This is a genomic window from Rhizobium leguminosarum, from assembly GCF_019798305.1.
Lineage (GTDB): Bacteria > Pseudomonadota > Alphaproteobacteria > Rhizobiales > Rhizobiaceae > Rhizobium > Rhizobium leguminosarum_U.
The window spans coordinates 77,865-95,499 of sequence record NZ_JAAXDD010000013.1 but is presented as its reverse complement, the minus strand read 5'-3'; the positions used below and the strand labels follow the sequence as shown (position 1 = coordinate 95,499).

Genomic DNA, 17,635 nt, shown 5'->3' with positions numbered 1-17,635 from the left:
GCCACACTACCTGCCCAATCCTTCGCGGCGACGAACGAGGGATTGAAGGACTGCCGCCAGAACGATAATTGCCGCTGTGGCAAGCAACTGCATCGCTGGCGTGATGTTGTTCAGCTGCAGTATATTGGCCAACGCGCCAAGCATGATTGTACCGGCGATTGTTCCGACCATTGAACCCGACCCGCCAAACAGGCTGGTTCCTCCGATGACGACAGCCGCGATGGCCGTCAATTCATATCCGGTCCCATCATTGGCACTCCCAAAATTGAATTGTCCGGCATGGACGATGCCAGCAAGCGCGGATGCAAAGCCGGTAATGGCGTAAACGGCGATCTTGATTGCCGAGACCGGAACACCTGAGATGCGGGCGGCGCGTTCGTTGCCGCCGACGGCATAGACGTAACGGCCGAACCTCGTCGTGTTCAGCACCAGTGTGGCGATGCAGGCGAAGATCAAGAAGACGATCGTGGCAACGGGAACGACATTACCGAATAGCCGACCGCCCAGAATGGCAAAGATGGGCGGAGCGAGCCCAGGGCCATCACCATAGGAAATATTGATGTACTGATTGTCCGACACCACGAGTGCAAGCCCGCGGGCCGCCTGTAAACCGGCAAGAGTGACGATAAACGCTTCAAGTCGAAACTTGCTTGAGATCGCTCCCTGGGCCAACCCGAAACAAGTGCCCATCAGCAACACTGCCAGCACCGTCGTGACCAGCCCAAAACCGCCTGAGACCATCAATGTTGCCGTTACGACGCTCGCAAGACCAAGTGTGGCCCCAACCGAGAGGTCAATCCCGGCGGTGATGATCACGAACGTCATTCCGATCGCGATGATGCCAGTTTCGGACACCGCGCGGACGATGTTGGCGATGTTGTCGGGTTGAATGAACAGGATGACACCGTGCCGACGCGGTGAGAAAATGATGCCCCCGGCGAAAACGAGTATAAGGCCGATCAAGCTCTGGAAGCGGACCAACACCGCGAGCGGATCAATCCGCTTGGCGGGCTGAACCGCTGGATTGGATGCGATTCGCTGTTCGGACATCAGGCCTCCCTCCCGTTGGCGGCCGCCAGGACTTCGTGTTCGTCGACGCCGCCAGAAAACTCAGCAACGCTGCTGCCGTTGCGCAAAACCACTATTCGATCGCATAGGCCGATCAGTTCGGGCATCTCGCTAGAAGCGACAAGAATGCCCAATCCCTCGGAAGCCAGCTTGCGCAGGCGGGCGTAGATTTCTCCCTTTGCGCCGACGTCGACGCCACGTGTCGGCTCGTCGAGAAGCAACAAGCGCGGATTGCCCAGCACTTCCTTTGCGAGGACGACCTTCTGCTGATTTCCCCCAGAGAGAGCCCCGACCGCGATGCCGGGATTCTTTGGACGAATGTCGAACTGGCCGAAAGAGCTCTTGATCGCATCCTCTTGGCGTCGCGCCGACAGCAAACCCTTTGGTGATATCCAGCGGATGATCGACATCACCAGATTGAGACCTACAGACATACGCAACATGAGACCGGCCCCACGCCGGTCATCGGTTACGAATGCCAGTCCTGCCCTGCGAGCGGCCGCGATCGATTTAAGCCTGGTCGGCCTGCCACCAATCGTAATGTCCCCATGCCATTGGCCGGGCACGCCTGTTCCGTATAGAGCGCTCAAAAGCTCGGTTCGACCCGCTCCCATAACGCCGGCGAGCCCGACGATTTCGCCGCGCCGAACATCCAGATCGACTTTGATTGGCGCCTGCCATCCGGGCGACACGCGGTATGGGCGGAAGGAAGCCTGTCGCATCCGCAGGAGCACGTCACCTACACTGTGGGCGCGGCGGGGATATAGCTCGTTCAAAGGACGTCCGACGAGAAGCTGCACCAGTTCGGCCTGAGGCGCATCTGGTTTGGTGACGCCAGCCACCTTGCCGTCGCGCATGACCGTCACGCGATGAGCGATCTGAGGGACTTCCTCAAGACGGTGCGAGATATAGACGATGCCAACGCCCGACGCTGCCAGGCCACGCATGATGTCGAACAGTCGATCCACTTCGCCAACGGTCAAGGCAGCCGTCGGCTCGTCCATGATAAGGGCTCTCGATGCGTAGGAAAGTGCCTTGACGATGGCGACGACCTGGCGCTGGCCGATCGAAAGCTCACTCACGAACTGGGCGGGATCGATAGATCGGTCGATCGCTTCTAGTCTTTTACGCGCCTCTTGCAGCATCGCCTTCCCATCGAGCATGCCATGCCGGTGGACAAGTTCGCGCCCAAGGAAGAGATTGGCAGCCACGGTTAGGCTCGGAACGAGGTCCAGCTCCTGGAAGATCGTTGCGATCCCGGCCGCTTGTGCATCACGCGGGCTGTGAAATCGCGCCAGTTTGCCGTCGATGAAGATCTCTCCCTCGTCCGGCGTATTCACACCGGACAGCAGGTTCATCAGCGTCGATTTTCCTGCACCATTTTCACCAAGCAGCGCATGGATTTCGCCAACCTTTAGGTCGAAATCCACGCCGCGAAGCGCCTGAACTCCGCCGAAGCGCTTGACGACACCTTTCGCTGAAAGAACGACGTGGTTCATGCTGCTTCTCCACACGATTCACGCACTCGTAAAACTGGCGACAGTCGAATGGTCTCGTGGGGGCGGCGCTTGTTGCCTATCCGCTCGATCAGCAAGTCCGCCGCCTTCTTGCCAATCTCATCGCAAGGCTGGGCCATCAGTGTCAGGCGCGGCTCGAAATAATCTGCCCATTCGAAATCATCAATCCCAAGTACAGAAATGTCCGCGGGAACACGCAGCTTCCGCTCCCGGATAGCCCTCATAGTCCCGATCATCGCCAGATTGTTCGAAGCAAGAATCGCTGTCGGCGGCTCCTTCAGCCCCAGCAACCGGTGCGTCGAAGCCGTGGCGTCGGCGGTGCTGCGGTTGCCGTCACTGATTAAATTGTCCTCTACCTCTATTCCCTTCTCCGTCATCGCTGCGCGGAACGCCTTTGCGCGCTCTACAGTCGTCGCAAAGCCGGGTTGACCGAGAATGATCCCAACCCGTCGATGATGCAGCGCGACCAGATGATCGACGAGCGTTCGTATTGCGGCGACGTTATCCGTCCCGACCTGGTCGAAACGGTTGTCCGATAGCCTGTCAACAAGCACACAGGGAAGGTCGGACCGGATGAGATAGTCCAGCGCTTTTTTAGGATCGCCTGAAGGCGCAAGTATAATCCCGTCGACGCGGCGCTGATGCAGATGCTGGATCAGTTCCAGCTCCCGGACCGGATCATCCTGCGTGTCACAGAGGAACGCGATCAAGCCTCGTTTGGAACACTCGGCTTCAATCGCGCAGATGATGTCACTGAAGTAAGGGTTCGAAATCGCGGAAATCGCGAGGCCGACAGTGCCTGTCGATGACAGTTTGAGCGAGCGAGCGACTGTATTGGGGATGTATCCGATTGCCTCCACGGACTCGATGACGAGCTTGACCTTCTCGGGTGAGACGTAGCGCGTCTTATTGAGAACGTGCGAAACCGTGGAGACTGAGACCCCAGCCGCCTTTGCCACCTCGGAAATAGTCGTCATGAGCGCACTCCAGCTTTCGCCAGCAGCGCAACAAACAAGTTTTTCAAACTATCCTCCCAAGCGGAATTCCAACCTCCAGAGGTTCTCCCAGGATCCGCTATGTGGTCACGCTAGCGCCATCGAAACGTTTGCGCAATCGTTTTTTTCTGCTAATCGTTCATCGTTCTTGTCGGTGAAATCTCTTGGGAGGGAGATGCCATGCTGAAGGGTGTGCCGCCGTTTATTACGGCCGACGTGTTGTGGGTCATGGCCTCCATGGGTCATGGCGACGAACTGGCAATCGTGGATCGAAACTTCTCCGGTTTTCGTGTGGCGACCCAGACCACGAGCGGAAAGCTTCTCATCTTGGAGGGTGTCGATGCACCGACTGCAGTTCGCGGGATCCTTCAGATGATGCCCTTGGACACGTTCATTGAAACGCCTCTGATGCACATGGAGGCGGTCGATGCGCCAGGCGAGTTGCTGGACGTACACAAAGACGTCCTCGCGGTTTGCAGTGCGGCAGAGGGGCGGTCGATAGCGAGCCAACCTGTCGAGAGGTTTGCATATTATCCCATCGCGATGCGATCGTTTGCAGTCATCCAGACGGCTGAATCGCGCCCCTATGGGAACTTCATCCTTAAGAAGGGCGTGGTCTGATGGTCAGGTCTTCTTCCTGCCATTGTCCCGCTCCGCAATTAGGCTGGTCTGTTTATACTGGTTTGGGAAAACTGCGCGTTTATTCCAGTCGCAAATCTGTGAGATCTCTTGATCTGTGATTCTCTGGGGAGCGGGCGGCTGAAGGCCAATGGTCGTCTGGATCGGCCCTTCCGGCGGGTTTGCTGACCAGCAGATCTGCGAGTCCCACAGATTCCTTTCGGTCGGCGGCGCAATTTAGGAACATGCTGGAATCGTAAGGGAAATATCTCATTTCGGTCTGGCTTCGTTCCTTGTTGCGGGCCTGCCGTTAAGTGGCTGTTAACCATTAACTCCTTGCAAGAATCGCTTGTTTCCGTATCGTCACGGAATAAACGCCGTAATTGAACTTTTTCCGTGACGAAAGTTTTGACCGTGAGCAAGCCGCTTCGTTCTACTCGATTGGCATCGCAGAAAACCGTGGATGAGACCATTGGTGATCATGCGTCGCTGCTCAGTTCACAGCTCCAATCGATCAGCGAGGCGATTTTCCCGCCGACCGCAAGCAAGACACTGCGGCGTTTCACCTCGGGTGAAGCAGCCAAGCTCATCGGCATATCCGATTCCACATTGCGCAAGATGAGCCTCGCCGGCGATGGTCCGCAGCCGGAGTTGACGACAAACGGCCGGCGCCTTTACTCCCTGGCTCAGCTCAATGAGCTCCGCGCAAGGCTCGCCTCGACGTCACGTGGACGCGACGCATACGATTTTCTCCCCCGCCGTGGACCCGACGATCATCTCCAAGTCATCGCGGTCACGAACTTCAAGGGCGGATCGGGCAAGACCACGACGTCCGTCCACCTCGCGCAATATCTGGCGCTTCAGGGCTACCGTGTGCTTGCGCTCGACCTTGACCCGCAAGCCAGCCTGTCCGCCCTTCTCGGCGTATTGCCCGAAACCCACGTCGGCAGCAATGAAACACTTTACGCGGCAATCCGCTATGACGGAGAGCGGCGTCCGTTGAGCGACGTTGTCCGCCAAACCTACTTCGACGGCCTCGACCTCGTGCCAGGCAATCTGGAGCTCATGGAGTTCGAGCATACGACGCCAAGAGCGCTGACGAATGGCGCGAAAGGCGCCGACGAGATTTTCTTCTTGCGCATTGCACGCGCACTCGATGATGTTGCCGACAATTATGATGTGGTCGTCTTCGATTGCCCGCCACAGCTTGGCTATCTGACGCTCAGCGGACTTTGCGCTGCGACCTCGATGGTCGTGACCGTGCACCCTCAGATGCTCGACATCGCGTCGATGAGCCAGTTCCTGCTGATGACCCACGATCTTCTTGGAGTCGTCCGAGAGGCCGGAGGTGAGCTTCGCTACGACTTCATCAAGTACCTTTTGACGCGGTTCGAACCTCAGGATGCGCCGCAGACGAAGGTCGCGGCTCTTCTGCGAAACCTCTTCGACGACAGCGTGCTGACGAACCCGATGGTGAAGTCGGCGGCCGTTTCCGACGCGGGTCTGACAAAACAGACGCTCTATGAAATCGGCCGCGAGAACCTGACGCGCTCGACCTACGATCGCGCCATGGAGTCGCTCGACGCTGTCAATTGCGAGATCGAGAACCTGATCCGCGCCGCCTGGGGACGGAGTAAACGATGATCTGCGGAACAGACCAGATTCGCTTCGGGCCGACAGGTTGCTTAAAGTTGGGAGCTCCCACCTTTCAGTCGAGGCGCAAAGGTTGGGAGCTCCCAACTTTCACAAAAAGGCCCCTGCCCTCTTCAGGCAACAGAATCGATCGCGAGCGTCGGCATCATCCCCGCCTATTCCAGCGGAGGAATTACACCTCCGCGTCGCCGCGAGCTTGCAGCTTTGCTGCGCTAACCGGTGCGCGCAATGCATCCAGCCGGCATGTGGTCAGCGCAGGGGCAGACTTGGGAGATGGCAAATGAGCAGGAAAGACACCGTCAACTCGCTCTTCATGCGAAAAACCGAACCGCCAGCCGCCGGCGCTTCCGCCAGCAAGAGCCCCGAGCGCGTTCGCTCCGGTGCGATATCGGCGATGGGTACATCCCTCCAGGAAATGAGCGAAGGCGCACGTGCGGCTGCTCGGCTTCAGGAACAGCTCTCTGCGGGGCATGCCGTCATCGAAGTTGATCCTGCCACGGTCTCTGACTCCTCCGTCGGAGACCGGATTTCCATCGAGGTCGATCCGGGGTTCGAAGAATTGGTATCCAGCATTGGGCAACACGGGCAGCAGGTGCCGATCCTGGTTCGGCCGGCGACCGGCCGTGCGGACCGGTATCAGATCGCATACGGCCGCAGGCGGTTGCGGGCGGCATCAAGGCTGGGCGTGAAGGTGAGGGCGATCGTCCGGAACCTGAGTGACGACGAACTGGTCATCGCGCAGGGCAAGGAGAACCTCGATCGACAGGACCTGTCGTTTATCGAGAAGGCGCTCTTTGCCTTGCGCTTGGAAGAGGCTGGCTACAAGCGGGAAACGATCCTTTCGGCGCTTTCGACCGACAAGGCCGATCTCAGCCGCTACATCTCGATCGCTCGCTCTTTGCCACAGTCGATCGTTCAAGCGATCGGACCCGCCCCGAAGGCCGGTCGTTCGAGATGGATGGCACTTGCAGAGACCATGTCGTCCTCAGGCAAGAAGATCGAAGCCTTGATCGCCGAGCCGGCGTTTCTGCAACTTTCATCGGATGAGCGCTTCGCAAAGGCATTGGCAGTAGCAGCGACACCAAAGAAGAAGGCGAGCGGCGGCGAGCATTGGCGAAATGCAAAAGGGCAGAAGGCAGCGCGCATCGAGCGGATCGGCAAAACCACGCGCATCAGCTTTGATGAGCGAGTGGTTCCCGAGTTCGCAGCTTTTTTGACCGACAAGCTGGAAGCTCTGCACGCGGAGTTCGAAGAACTTCGCCGAGACAGGTAACGGCGCCCGATGGACGGACGTCGTGATGACAGAAACTGAGAAGGAAGAAGAAATCAGGTAAAGAAAAAGGCCCCCGAATGTCCATCCGGAAGCCCATTTCTCTCGTTTAGCACCCAGAGAATCGCACTTCCCGGAATCACTGTCAAGAGTTGTTGGACGCCAATTCGGCGGGACGATGAGCTTTGCCTTTTTGAAAGGTGAAATGACATGCAGTCAGGAAGTGTAACGACGCCCGTCGGGCGGCGGCCGATGACGCTTGCCTTAGTGAAGAGGCAGCTCGAGACGGCAGAAATCAAGGCTGGAAAGACGGCCGACAAATGGAGAATCTTTCGCGACGCGTGCGAGGCGCGCGCGACCCTCGGCGTCCAGGACCGTGCTCTGGCAGTTCTAGATGCGTTGCTGACATTCTATCCGCATACAGAGTTGTCGGAGCAACGCGGGCTGGTCGTGTTCCCGTCAAATGCACAATTGTCGATCCGTGCCCATGGTATCACGGGCACGACCCTTCGCCGGCACCTGGCTGCGCTCGTCGATGCCGGGCTCATCGTGCGCAAGGACAGCCCCAATGGAAAGCGGTATGCCCACAAGGGCAGCGCCGGAGACATCGAGCAAGCTTTCGGTTTCAGCCTGGCGCCGATGCTTGCCCGCGCGGAAGAACTCGCGCAGATGGCACAGCAGGTCGCAGCCGAGCGTAAGCAATTTCTTCTGACGAAGGAGGCGCTCTCGATCTGCCGACGGGATGTCCGCAAGCTGATCTCCGCCGCCATAGAGGAGGGCGCAGCTGGAGACTGGGCGGCAATCGAGAACCATTTCCTGAGCGTAGTGGCTCAGATCCCGCGTTCGCCGACGAGAGCAGACCTGGAGCACGTTCTCACAGAGATGGAGATGCTGCGAGACGAGATCGTCAGTGTGCTGGAAACGCAGATGAAATCTAAAAAAACAGACACCAATGATGTCGGTTTTGAACGTCACATACAGAATTCAAATACCGATTCCAGCAATGAACTTGAACCAAGCTCTAGAAAAGAGCAGGGGGCGAAATCGAGCCAAGCCGATCGGCCAACGAGGGAGCCGATAAAGGCGTTTCCCTTGGGAATGGTGCTCCAAGGGTGCCCGGATATCGTAGACTACGGGCCGGGAGGCGCTGTCACTGGTTGGCGGGACCTGATGTCGGCGGCGGTCGTCGTTCGATCGACGCTCGGCGTCAGCCCATCGGCCTATCAGGATGCCTGCGAAGTCATGGGCCCCGAAAATGCCGCGGTCGCTATGGCCTGCATCCTCGAGAGGGCAGGCCATATCAATTCGGCCGGCGGTTATTTGCGGGATCTGACGGCAAAGGCGCGGCGAGGGGAGTTTTCTCTGGGCCCGATGTTGATGGCGTTGATGCGCCTTAATGGCGGTGTCGGGAGGAAAACGGCGTCATGAGCACGATCGTGGAGGGAAGGGGCGCGGTCGGCAGACGCAGCCAAACCCTTGGCCGCTCACGCTCGCAACGGGCAGCGGAAGCGTAACGGCGCCGGTGGGATTGCTGCGGCTTGATATTCAGAAGGATCTGTCTTTGTAGTCGTCAAATGTGATCCACCCGATCAAGGTGCGGCAGAATGAAATGATCAACGGCAGTCGCTATGGCGACGGGTACCGTGACGTGGTTTGATGCAACAAAGGGTTGGCTTCATCCGGTCCGACAACGGCGGTGACGGTATCTTTGTTCACAACCGAGGTGGAGCGGCCTAGGATGCACGGTCTGATGGATGGCCAGAAGATCCTTGCGAACGGGCAAAGGACCGCGGGGCAGGCCGTCTTAAGGCCGAAAGCAGATGAAGATGACTAGGAGCAAGTCATGTGCCGAAACATAAAGACGCTGTTCAATTTCGATCCGCCGGCGACCGATCAGGAAATCCATGATGCCGCATTGCAGTTCGTACGAAAGCTGAGTGGAACGACCAAACCCTCGAAACGCAATGAGGCAGCGTTCGAACACGCAATCGTTTCGATCGCGGCATGCGCGCGCGAACTGCTTAATTCGCTCGAGACTTCACATCCGCCGCACAGCCGTGAGGAAGAAGCTGCAAAAGCGCGCGCGAAAAACCTGATCAGGTTCGCATGATTTTGTAGGGCGTCGTGTCACTGAACAGTGCTGGCTTAGCGAAAGTGAGAAGAGACTCCGGTGACCGCTAGGAATGGCGGAAGCTATGATGGATATCACTTCTGGTTAACGAGGCGTTTACCATAGATTCAAAGAGTTATGATCTGCCGAAGACCGTACTTGGTGTCGCCGCTTTGCCCGCTTTCGACGGGGTGTAGCGCTGAGGCGCCTCGAGGAGACGTAGATCCGTTCGACCGTCGGCAAGATTGGCTCGAGCACAGGCATCTTGCTTTCCGTGCTTACCGTCAGTTCGGTGATACCGCGTTCTTGCGGCTTTACCTGCCGACTGTCGGCATCAAGGCCGGACGGTCTGCGCAAGGAGGATAGATCGCTCAGCGGATTGAGCGGGTTCACCGCCTCGTCGATGACCCACTGGCGCCAAAGATCGGCGAGGAGAAACTGAACGCCTGCTTCGGGAAAGGGTGCCCACCGCGGTTCGAAGGTAATCTCGCGGAGCCATCCGACATGGACTATCCGTGTAAGAACGCGACAAGCGGTATCGGCATCTGAACCGCGAAAAAATCCATTGCCGCTCTGATAATCATCACCCACACGGTTATCAGGAAAATTAATGCTGCAATCCTAATTTCTACTGGTTGCATTATTTGCTCCCCCAGCATATGCGTCTCCCCCCGAGACAAAACCTTATTATCCCTCGTGCAAATTCGCTGTGCGCAAGGGATGATGTGCGACTGTAGAGAGCGTAGGCGCGTGCAGCGCCGAAGTTTTAGCTCTCTCAAAACTGATATCGCTTTGACCGATCAAGTCGCCCGACAAAGCCCTGTTGCTGCGTTCGAGATAATGCCCATCAAGGAAGGAGCGGTAGGCGTCCGCGATACCCTCCTTCAGACCGATCTTAGGCGACCAGCCGAGAGTGCGAAGCTTGTCGACGCTCAAGAGTTTACGTGGTGTGCCATCTGGCTTGGTGAGGTCGCGCGTGATCTTGCCTTCGAAACCTACGACCTTGGAGACGAGGTATCCCAAATCCAGGGTGGTAATGTCTTCGCCCGAACCTACGTTCACATGACTTTCGGCGGAATAGGTCTTCATGAGATGGAGGCAGGCGTCGGCGCAATCGTCAACATGCAGGAATTCGCGCCGCGGCGTGCCGGTCCCCCAGATGCATATCTCTTGCTGCTGGTTGATCTTGGCCTCATGCGCCTTGCGTATGAGCGCCGGCATGACATGGCTCGACCCGAGGTCAAAATTATCCCCTGGACCATAAAGATTGGTAGGCATGGCCGAGATGAAATCTCTACCGTGCTGTTTGCGGTAGGCATGGCAGAGCTTTAATCCGGCAATTTTGGCGATCGCATACCATTCATTCGTGGGCTCAAGCGATCCAGTCAGAAGTGAGTCCTCGACGATCGGCTGATCGGCGAATTTCGGATAGATGCAGGACGAGCCCAGAAACATCAGTTTTTCGACGTGAGCTCTGTGGGCCGCGTGGATCACGTTCGCTTGCAGAATCAAGTTGTCGTAAAGGAAGTCGGCCGGATAGGTAGCGTTCGCCAGAATACCGCCGACCCTCGCAGCAGCCAGGAAGACAGCGTCGGGACGATTCTTACTCATCCAGGCCTCCACCTGGTCCTGCCGTCTGAGATCGACCTCGGCGCGGGTGGCCGTCAAAATCTCGCAGCCCTCGGAAGCGAGACGCCGCACGATCGCAGAGCCCACCATGCCGCGGTGGCCCGCGACATAGACCCTTTTTCCGGCAAGGCTGTAGATCACCTCAGACATGGGCAAAACCTTTGGTTACACCGACCGACGGAACATTTCGTGCCATGACTTTCAGATCCTCGCGAACCATCTCCGCAACCAGCTGATCAAGACTGGTCTCATGTTTCCAGCCAAGCTTCGCGTGCGCCTTCGCCGGATCGCCAATCAGAAGATCAACTTCAGTCGGACGGAAGTAAGCTGGATCGATTTCCACCACACACTGACCGGATGTCTTATCGTATCCCTTTTCCTCAACCCCGTTCCCGCGCCAATCAATCGGCATGCCCACCTTGGCAAAGGCCTTGTCAACAAAGGAGCGAACCGAGTGCGTTTCGCCGGTCGCAAGGACATAGTCCTCCGGTTCGTCCTGTTGCAGCATCAGCCACATGCCGCGGACATATTCTCGTGCATGTCCCCAGTCGCGCTTGGCATCCAAATTGCCGAGATAGAGCCTTTCCTGCAGCCCAAGATGGATCGCAGCCGCCGCCCGGGTGATTTTACGCGTCACGAACGTTTCGCCGCGGATCGGGCTTTCATGATTGAACAAAATGCCGTTCGAGGCGTGCATGCCATATGCCTCGCGGTAATTGACCACTATCCAATAGGCATAGAGCTTGGCCACCGCGTAGGGTGATCGAGGGTAGAACGGCGTCGTTTCGCTCTGCGGGACTTCCTGGACTTTGCCGTAGAGCTCTGAGGTGGACGCTTGATAGAAGCGGGTCTTCCTGGTCAGCCCCAGGAGGCGAATTGCTTCAAGTAGCCGAAGGGTGCCGGTTCCATCTGCGTTGGCTGTATATTCCGGCGTCTCGAAAGAGACTTGGACGTGGCTCTGTGCGGCGAGATTGTAGATCTCGTCCGGCTGCGTTTCCTGAATGACACGGATGAGATTCGTTGAATCTGTCATGTCCCCGAAATGCAAAATAAAGCGAGGATTCTCGACATGGGGATCCTCGTAGAGATGTTCGATGCGACTGGTGTTGAAGGATGATGAGCGTCGCTTGAGGCCGTGAACAATATAGCCCTTCTCCAGGAGCAACTCGGCCAAATACGCACCGTCCTGACCTGTTATACCCGTAATCAGCGCGACTTTTCGGTTCTTTGTCATTCCCGTATCCATGATTGCCCTCCAACTCGAATACTAATGCAGAAGCATATTATGATGTTTAGTAAGTACAATTTCGTAAAAGGTGAGCGTTTGCGCCTTATGTAGGAGTATTCATTATTTTAGGCTGTAGTATTTCATCAGGGATTTCGAAAACAGTTCCGAGTCGCTGAAATTATACAACGCGTGGCTTTTGGGGTTTACATTGTTGATCGCGACAACAATTTCCGAATTCCGCGAGCTTTTCATTTGCTGCAGGCTGAACTCGACCGCGCGGCGGCTCGTCTTTCCCCATCTAACGACCGCCAGTGTTCTTTCCACCAGGGCAGTCAAATGGACGGTATCTGTCGAGGCGAGCACAGGCGCGCTGTCGAAGATGACAATCTGGCCGGCCGCGCCCGCCATCTCAATGATTTCTGCCAGGCCGTTCGAACGGGTGCGCCGCTGGAGACTGAATCTTCCAGATGGAATGAAGTCGATACCGCTTGGATGGCGGTAGACGATGTCGCGGAGATCGGCCTGACCGTTCAGGAATTCGTTCAGTCCGTACATTAACCCCGACCTGAAAAACGAATCGAGTTTTCCCCGCCGAAGGTCGCCATCGACCAGCAGCACCGGAATTGCGGCGGCGGCAAGTTCGATAGCCAGCGATCTCGCGACAAGCGACTTGCCTTCCCCGCTGTGGGCCGAGGTAACGACGATACTGCTCGGCGACTTGCCGCCATTGGACTGCTTGAGCGAAAGCACCACGGTACGGATTGCTTCGTCAAACATTGGGACCGGCATATGTTCGAACATCGTTTTCGAATTTTCCCACCGCGCCAGATGCGGGATAAGTCCAGCCGGGATCGTGCGCCCCATTGCAGTTATCTGGTCGAAACTCCGGACCGTCCGGTCCGACATTTCGATCACGAAAGCAGCCGTTACGGCACCCGAGATCGCAGCCAGGAGGGCACCCACCAGATAGAAAAGCCGTCCACGTCCCTGTGCCGCGATCGGCACTGAAGCCGGTGATAGAACTTCCAATTCCGCCCCCGGCAGCATGGCCTTGGCGGCGAGGTCACGGCGCTGATCCTCAAGCTTGTCGAGTGACGTTTGTTCCAAGTCGGCGATATGTTGCAGTCGCGTCAATTCCGACTGCACCAGCGCTTCGCGTGTGCGTTTTTCATGAGCTTCAGCCAAGATGGATTGTATTGACTTAGCTTCGTGATCAAGTGCGGCGAGCTTGGTGCGCATTGTTTGGAGATATTGCTTGGTAGCAAGGTTGAGATCGGCACGGGATTCCTGGATCTTCCCACGTAAATCCACCACGGTCTCGGCATTACCGTCATATGTCTGAAGAAGGCGGGCGAGATCTTGCTCCTGTGCGCGAAGATCGCGTTGCTTTGTGGAAATGTTGTCGGGGACGGCGATATTCTCCGCAGCGACCGAAGCGTTATCCGTTGCTTCCAGCGTTGATATCGTGGCCTTGACCTCAAGCCGGCTTTCTTCGATTTTCCCTTCGCGGCCAGTGACTTCTATGATTGACTTGATCCGTTCATCTTGAGCGTCCTCTTTCGAGACGACGTCCATTGATTCTTGATAGTTGCGGGCTGCGTCGCGAGCAATATCCGCGCGAGCCTGCTGTTCGGTGATGCGCTGTCGGATCCATTTTTGCGCTGAATTCAGGCGGCTACCGAGACTGTCCTTCCGTTCATCGAGGTAGATGCTGATGATCCGGTTCGGGACCGCGGCTGCGAGTTCAGGATCATTCGAAGTGAAGCTGATCTGGATAACGTCACTCTTGTCTTCGTGCCACACGCCGAGCGCCCTAAAATATTCCGGGATGATGGCGTCGATGTTGTCGCGTACAGGCGAGGTGGGTTTTTCCGTGTCGAACAGGCCGCGCAACATTGCCCGGATCCTGTCAATGGACGAGATCTCGCGCAGCGCTGGATTGAATTCCGGCCGCACGTTAAACCGCAGTTCGTGGACGACTCGCTCTGCGATGCTTCTGGATAGAAGCCGCTCAGTCTCCGATTTCGCGTCAAGTAGATCACTGTGGCTATCGTCGGCACCAAGTGATGTTGCGAGAGGCTGGTGGATAATCAATCGGGCCCAGGCCTGATAGGCGGGCTTCAACCCAGAGATAATAATCACCGTGGGCGCCATCAGAAGCGCGGTTATCGCGATGATCATGATCATTCTTCGCCGGACGAGACGGAAGACGGATCCCAGATCGAAGTTGTCCGCCTTGGTCTCCACCTGAAAGCGAGGATCGTAGCGCATCTGTGAAATCGGAAGGTTGCGGTCCGGCGGAACAGTGGAAATCGTCATCGTGCGCCAACCATTGCTCGAGGTTTCGCGGAAACGGTTTCGTAAAGTTTCTCGAGCGATCGCATATAGGCCATCATGCTGAAATGGCTGAGATAATGTGCGCGCCCCTGGACCGAAAGGCGGATGCAGATCTCTGGATCGGACACCAGCTTCGCCAGGGCTGCAGCCAAGGCATCCTGGTCTCCGACTGGAACGAAGAGGCCGGTTTCACCGTCGGTAATGACTTCGTCATGCGCCCCAACACGCGTGGTGACGACGGCGAGGCCGTGGGACAGCCCTTCGAGCACGGCCATTGCCAGACCTTCGGCGTGCGAAGGCAGGACCAGGATATCCGCACGCGCACACAGGGCTCGCGCCTCACCGGCGTCAAGCCAGCCGGGCATCTCTACCAGATTTGAAAGCGCCATGGCGTCAGCCTGACGGCGATAATTCTCGACAGGTCCGTCGCCTGCCAGTACGGCCCGCCACTGCAGCTCTTTCATAACCGGGTGGCTCAGGGCCGACAGAAGCTCCGTGACCCCCTTGCGTTCGCTCAACCGGCCAAGGAATACGATCAACGGTGTCTCACCGACGCGAATATTGTGCGCCCCAGGATCGGGGACGCAATTATGGGCGACGACCGTGCGGCGCTCGTCAACGCCCAAAAGTGTCGTCAGCGTCATGCAATCACGCCGGCCGAGCGCCACAACGCAATCGGCATTCTGAAACATCCGACGTATGAGCCGTTGTTGGCGTGGCGAGCGTTTCGCAAAGTCGCCGGCGTAGTCGTAGTCGTGCAGGTGCAATATGTGGCAGCACCCGAACAAACGGGCAGCCTCGGTCAGGATCAGTTTTCGGTAGGTGCTGCCGCGGCCAGCGATATGGAAATGGTGAATGCGGGCTGGCGCGACAATCCGATCCTTTGCCATCGTCAGGATGGCGCCGAGCAAGCGTGCGGGTGACGTCACTTTGGACCATCGAGCCCCTCTGGTATCGGTGACGAAATGCTTCGTGCCGGTCTCTTTCGCTGTCTCTGTTATATAACCGACCAGCCTGCCAATGCCGCCGCCGTTCTCACAGCCGCCCGGAACATAGTGGCGGACGCTGGCCGCGCTCTGTGCTGCCATTCGATTACTGTCCGTGAGGGCCTCCGTCAGCATGACCCGACCACCTCCCGATAAACGGCCGCGGCCTGGGCGCCGACCCGTTCAGGCGAATTCGGTCCTTTGGCCCATTCGAGCGCATTGGCACCGAAATTGTTTCTAAGCTCGCCGTTGTCTGCCAATGTCCTGATAGCTGCCGCGAGCTCTTTGGCATCTCCGGGAGGGACCACCATTCCCAACCCGTTGGGCTGAACGGTGCCCCGCAACTCGCCGACATCCGTAACGATGACCGGTTTTCCAAATGCGGCGGCAAGGTTGAGCACACCGCTTTGGGATGCTTCCGTATAGGGAAGCACGACGATGTCGGTGTCCAGGAAAAGCTGGGCGACCTCTGCATCCTCGATAAAGCGATTGCGAATATCGTAGCGGCCGGGATCCCCCATGAGCGGCTGGAAGATCAGCGGACTGTCGCCACGGCCTGCGACCGTGATGCGTAGGTTGGGAAGTACGTCCTTGAGCATCGCCTCGGCCCGGACCAGATGTTCCAGGCCCTTGTAGGCAAAAATCCGTCCGAAGAGCAGGACGCGTACAGTTCCATCCGCTTCGCGCGGCGTCATCTTCTGTCGCCGGGCGAGCTCCGCATAGCGAAGGATGGAGGGATGCGACAGGACATGGACACATTCCGCCGATTTTGAATATCGATTAAGGACCAGCCGCTTCAGTCCCTCGCCGTGGACGACAAGATGTCCGGATTGCTTCACCATCAATTCGGGGGCCCAGCCGGGCAGCGTACGCGTATCGGAATCGCCGGGATGGATTTCCACGTCATGAATGGTCGTCACAAGCGGGATCGGGCGCCAGAACGGCACGGCGAGGTTCAGCCAAAGTGTAGAATTGCTGAGGAGATGAATGAGGTTCGGCCGTTCCCGTCGGATCAGACGCGTAAGCTGGTACAGAAACCAGGGATTGGAGAGAGAACGGTGTCTCGGCCAGTCCAGAAGGTGCAGATCGACAGCCGGATCGATGGAAGAGGCGAGATGTGCATAGCGCCGGCGTGGCACGGCAAGCACAACGTTCAGGTGTTGGGCAAGGCCGCTGGCAAATGAGATGGTATAGTCTTCCAGTTCGGAAACCAATAGCAGCGCCTTCATTTCGTTGCCTCCGACAAGCCGACGTCCAGGCCGAGCCGTGACAGGCCGCGCGCCCAGCGCAAACTATCGCGCATCCGCCTGAGCAGGTTCGGTTCGCCGGCAAAGAAGAGGCCTTCGACGGCAAGCTTGAACCGGGTGCGTGCATCGGCTCCCTGCAGCTTTGCCGACGCGATGCGGTAGGGATAGTGATCCCTGAGATGTAGTCTTGCCGGCAGCTTATGGGCTGAGAGAAACAGGTTCGTTGCTTCAAGGGTTTGCTGCCAGTGTGTCATCCGCCTCCTCAGCGTGGTCGCATCCTCGGTCGCGCGATACCAGTTGTTATTGTGGATTCGATAGAATCCATGCGGATCCGGCATGGCAATGACGTCCCCCAGAAACGGATAGATTCCCACGAGCCAGGCGTCGGCTGATATGCGGAATTGTTCGGGAATTTTGCCCGCAGCATTCCACGCGCTACGTCGTACAGCGATGGCTGACGTCATCGGAAAAGGCCACCAACCAGCCGATCTGGTAAGTAGCGGCGACAAAGCGCCCGAACACAGGCTTCGAGGGATCGGCTTGGAAGTCGGCGTCCCATCGACAAGCGTTGGCTGCAGTCGGTGATAGACGAGCGATGCTTGAGGGTTTGCGCGGAACGCTGCTGCCGTCGCCGACAGCTTGCTCGGCGCCCACCAGTCGTCGGCATCAAGAAAACAGAGGATCTCGCCCATGCTTGATCCGACAGCGGTATTGATCGCAGCGGCCTGTCCTGCGTTCTCCTGAAAGATCACCTTCACTTGGCTGTCATACGCTTCCAGAACGGACCGCGATTGGTCGGTGGAGCCGTCATCGACGACGATTATCTCGACGTTGCGCGCGTCCTGGCTCAACACGCTGTCTATCGCCCGCCCAACGAAGCGAGCGTAGTTGTAATTATTGATGAGGACACTGAGGGCCGGCTGCTCCATGACGCGCTCTCAGGCGAGTTGCGGCGATGCACCGCTGTACAGCAGCGC

General features: G+C 57.7%; 14 protein-coding genes. 5 read left to right on the top strand and 9 right to left on the bottom strand.

The genetic code is table 11. The annotated features are described in order from the left end of the window. Positions 1–6 precede the first annotated feature (6 nt). From HFO99_RS22810 to HFO99_RS22800, 3 genes are read right to left on the bottom strand one after another with little or no spacing between them, the layout of a single operon-like run. The gene (locus HFO99_RS22810; protein ID WP_222363792.1) at positions 7–1,050 is read right to left on the bottom strand and encodes an ABC transporter permease; all 1,044 of its coding nucleotides are present in this window, start codon (positions 1,048–1,050) and stop codon (positions 7–9) included. After that, on the bottom strand, positions 1,050–2,567 hold the full coding sequence (locus tag HFO99_RS22805; protein WP_222363790.1) for a sugar ABC transporter ATP-binding protein: 1,518 nt from the start codon (positions 2,565–2,567) through the stop codon (positions 1,050–1,052). The genes HFO99_RS22810 and HFO99_RS22805 overlap by 1 nt, the downstream gene beginning before the upstream one ends. Next, positions 2,564–3,562 (bottom strand): LacI family DNA-binding transcriptional regulator, encoded by a 999-nt coding sequence (locus HFO99_RS22800; protein WP_222363788.1) that lies wholly within the window; start codon positions 3,560–3,562, stop codon positions 2,564–2,566. The genes HFO99_RS22805 and HFO99_RS22800 overlap by 4 nt, the downstream gene beginning before the upstream one ends. Positions 3,563–3,760: 198 nt before the next feature. On the opposite strand from HFO99_RS22800, the gene HFO99_RS22795 reads away from it, so the two are divergent. From HFO99_RS22795 to HFO99_RS22775, 5 genes are all read left to right on the top strand, one after another. Next, positions 3,761–4,201 carry an RbsD/FucU family protein gene (locus HFO99_RS22795; RefSeq protein WP_222363778.1) on the top strand — a complete coding sequence of 147 codons (441 nt, stop codon included), beginning with the start codon at positions 3,761–3,763 and terminating at the stop codon, positions 4,199–4,201. Between the two features lie 411 nt (positions 4,202–4,612). Next, a complete protein-coding gene (repA, locus tag HFO99_RS22790) occupies positions 4,613–5,842 on the top strand; it encodes a plasmid partitioning protein RepA (protein ID WP_222335572.1) in 1,230 nt (409 codons plus the stop codon). 289 nt (positions 5,843–6,131) lie between these two features. Further along, entirely contained in the window at positions 6,132–7,124 is a 993-nt protein-coding gene (gene repB / locus HFO99_RS22785) for a plasmid partitioning protein RepB (protein WP_222363776.1), read from the top strand. A 207-nt stretch (positions 7,125–7,331) separates the two neighbouring features. Next, entirely contained in the window at positions 7,332–8,549 is a 1,218-nt protein-coding gene (gene repC / locus HFO99_RS22780; RefSeq protein ID WP_222363774.1) for a plasmid replication protein RepC, read from the top strand. Positions 8,550–8,964: 415 nt separating this feature from the next. Then, positions 8,965–9,231, top strand: coding sequence for a DUF2277 domain-containing protein (locus tag HFO99_RS22775; RefSeq protein ID WP_222363772.1), 267 nt, complete (start codon positions 8,965–8,967; stop codon positions 9,229–9,231). 687 nt (positions 9,232–9,918) lie between these two features. Here HFO99_RS22775 and HFO99_RS22770 read toward each other — a convergent pair. The 6 genes from HFO99_RS22770 to HFO99_RS22745 form a co-directional block, all read right to left on the bottom strand. Further along, positions 9,919–11,010, bottom strand: coding sequence for a GDP-L-fucose synthase family protein (locus HFO99_RS22770; protein WP_222335575.1), 1,092 nt, complete (start codon positions 11,008–11,010; stop codon positions 9,919–9,921). Further along, positions 11,003–12,106 carry a GDP-mannose 4,6-dehydratase gene (gene gmd / locus HFO99_RS22765; protein ID WP_222335578.1) on the bottom strand — a complete coding sequence of 368 codons (1,104 nt, stop codon included), beginning with the start codon at positions 12,104–12,106 and terminating at the stop codon, positions 11,003–11,005. Before gmd ends, HFO99_RS22770 begins: the two co-directional genes overlap by 8 nt. Positions 12,107–12,208: 102 nt before the next feature. Next, positions 12,209–14,407, bottom strand: coding sequence for a GumC family protein (locus tag HFO99_RS22760; protein WP_222363770.1), 2,199 nt, complete (start codon positions 14,405–14,407; stop codon positions 12,209–12,211). After that, positions 14,404–15,546 carry a glycosyltransferase gene (locus HFO99_RS22755; protein ID WP_222363768.1) on the bottom strand — a complete coding sequence of 381 codons (1,143 nt, stop codon included), beginning with the start codon at positions 15,544–15,546 and terminating at the stop codon, positions 14,404–14,406. Before HFO99_RS22755 ends, HFO99_RS22760 begins: the two co-directional genes overlap by 4 nt. Beyond that, complete coding sequence (locus HFO99_RS22750) at positions 15,540–16,640, bottom strand: glycosyltransferase family 4 protein (protein WP_222363766.1); 1,101 nt, start codon at positions 16,638–16,640, stop codon at positions 15,540–15,542. Before HFO99_RS22750 ends, HFO99_RS22755 begins: the two co-directional genes overlap by 7 nt. Then, the gene (locus tag HFO99_RS22745) at positions 16,637–17,587 is read right to left on the bottom strand and encodes a glycosyltransferase family 2 protein (protein WP_222335586.1); all 951 of its coding nucleotides are present in this window, start codon (positions 17,585–17,587) and stop codon (positions 16,637–16,639) included. Before HFO99_RS22745 ends, HFO99_RS22750 begins: the two co-directional genes overlap by 4 nt. Positions 17,588–17,635 lie beyond the last annotated feature (48 nt).

Bases quoted from the DNA above. Each gene is read 5' to 3' on its own strand.
- HFO99_RS22810 (WP_222363792.1), bottom strand. From the start codon at position 1,050: ATGTCCGAACAGCGAATCGCATCCAATCCAGCGGTTCAGCCCGCCAAG.
- HFO99_RS22805 (WP_222363790.1), bottom strand. From the start codon at position 2,567: ATGAACCACGTCGTTCTTTCAGCGAAAGGTGTCGTCAAGCGCTTCGGC.
- HFO99_RS22800 (WP_222363788.1), bottom strand. From the start codon at position 3,562: ATGACGACTATTTCCGAGGTGGCAAAGGCGGCTGGGGTCTCAGTCTCC.
- HFO99_RS22795 (WP_222363778.1), top strand. From the start codon at position 3,761: ATGCTGAAGGGTGTGCCGCCGTTTATTACGGCCGACGTGTTGTGGGTC.
- repB (WP_222363776.1), top strand. From the start codon at position 6,132: ATGAGCAGGAAAGACACCGTCAACTCGCTCTTCATGCGAAAAACCGAA.
- repC (WP_222363774.1), top strand. From the start codon at position 7,332: ATGCAGTCAGGAAGTGTAACGACGCCCGTCGGGCGGCGGCCGATGACG.
- HFO99_RS22775 (WP_222363772.1), top strand. From the start codon at position 8,965: ATGTGCCGAAACATAAAGACGCTGTTCAATTTCGATCCGCCGGCGACC.
- HFO99_RS22770 (WP_222335575.1), bottom strand. From the start codon at position 11,010: ATGTCTGAGGTGATCTACAGCCTTGCCGGAAAAAGGGTCTATGTCGCG.
- gmd (WP_222335578.1), bottom strand. From the start codon at position 12,106: ATGGATACGGGAATGACAAAGAACCGAAAAGTCGCGCTGATTACGGGT.
- HFO99_RS22760 (WP_222363770.1), bottom strand. From the start codon at position 14,407: ATGACGATTTCCACTGTTCCGCCGGACCGCAACCTTCCGATTTCACAG.
- HFO99_RS22755 (WP_222363768.1), bottom strand. From the start codon at position 15,546: ATGCTGACGGAGGCCCTCACGGACAGTAATCGAATGGCAGCACAGAGC.
- HFO99_RS22750 (WP_222363766.1), bottom strand. From the start codon at position 16,640: ATGAAGGCGCTGCTATTGGTTTCCGAACTGGAAGACTATACCATCTCA.
- HFO99_RS22745 (WP_222335586.1), bottom strand. From the start codon at position 17,587: ATGGAGCAGCCGGCCCTCAGTGTCCTCATCAATAATTACAACTACGCT.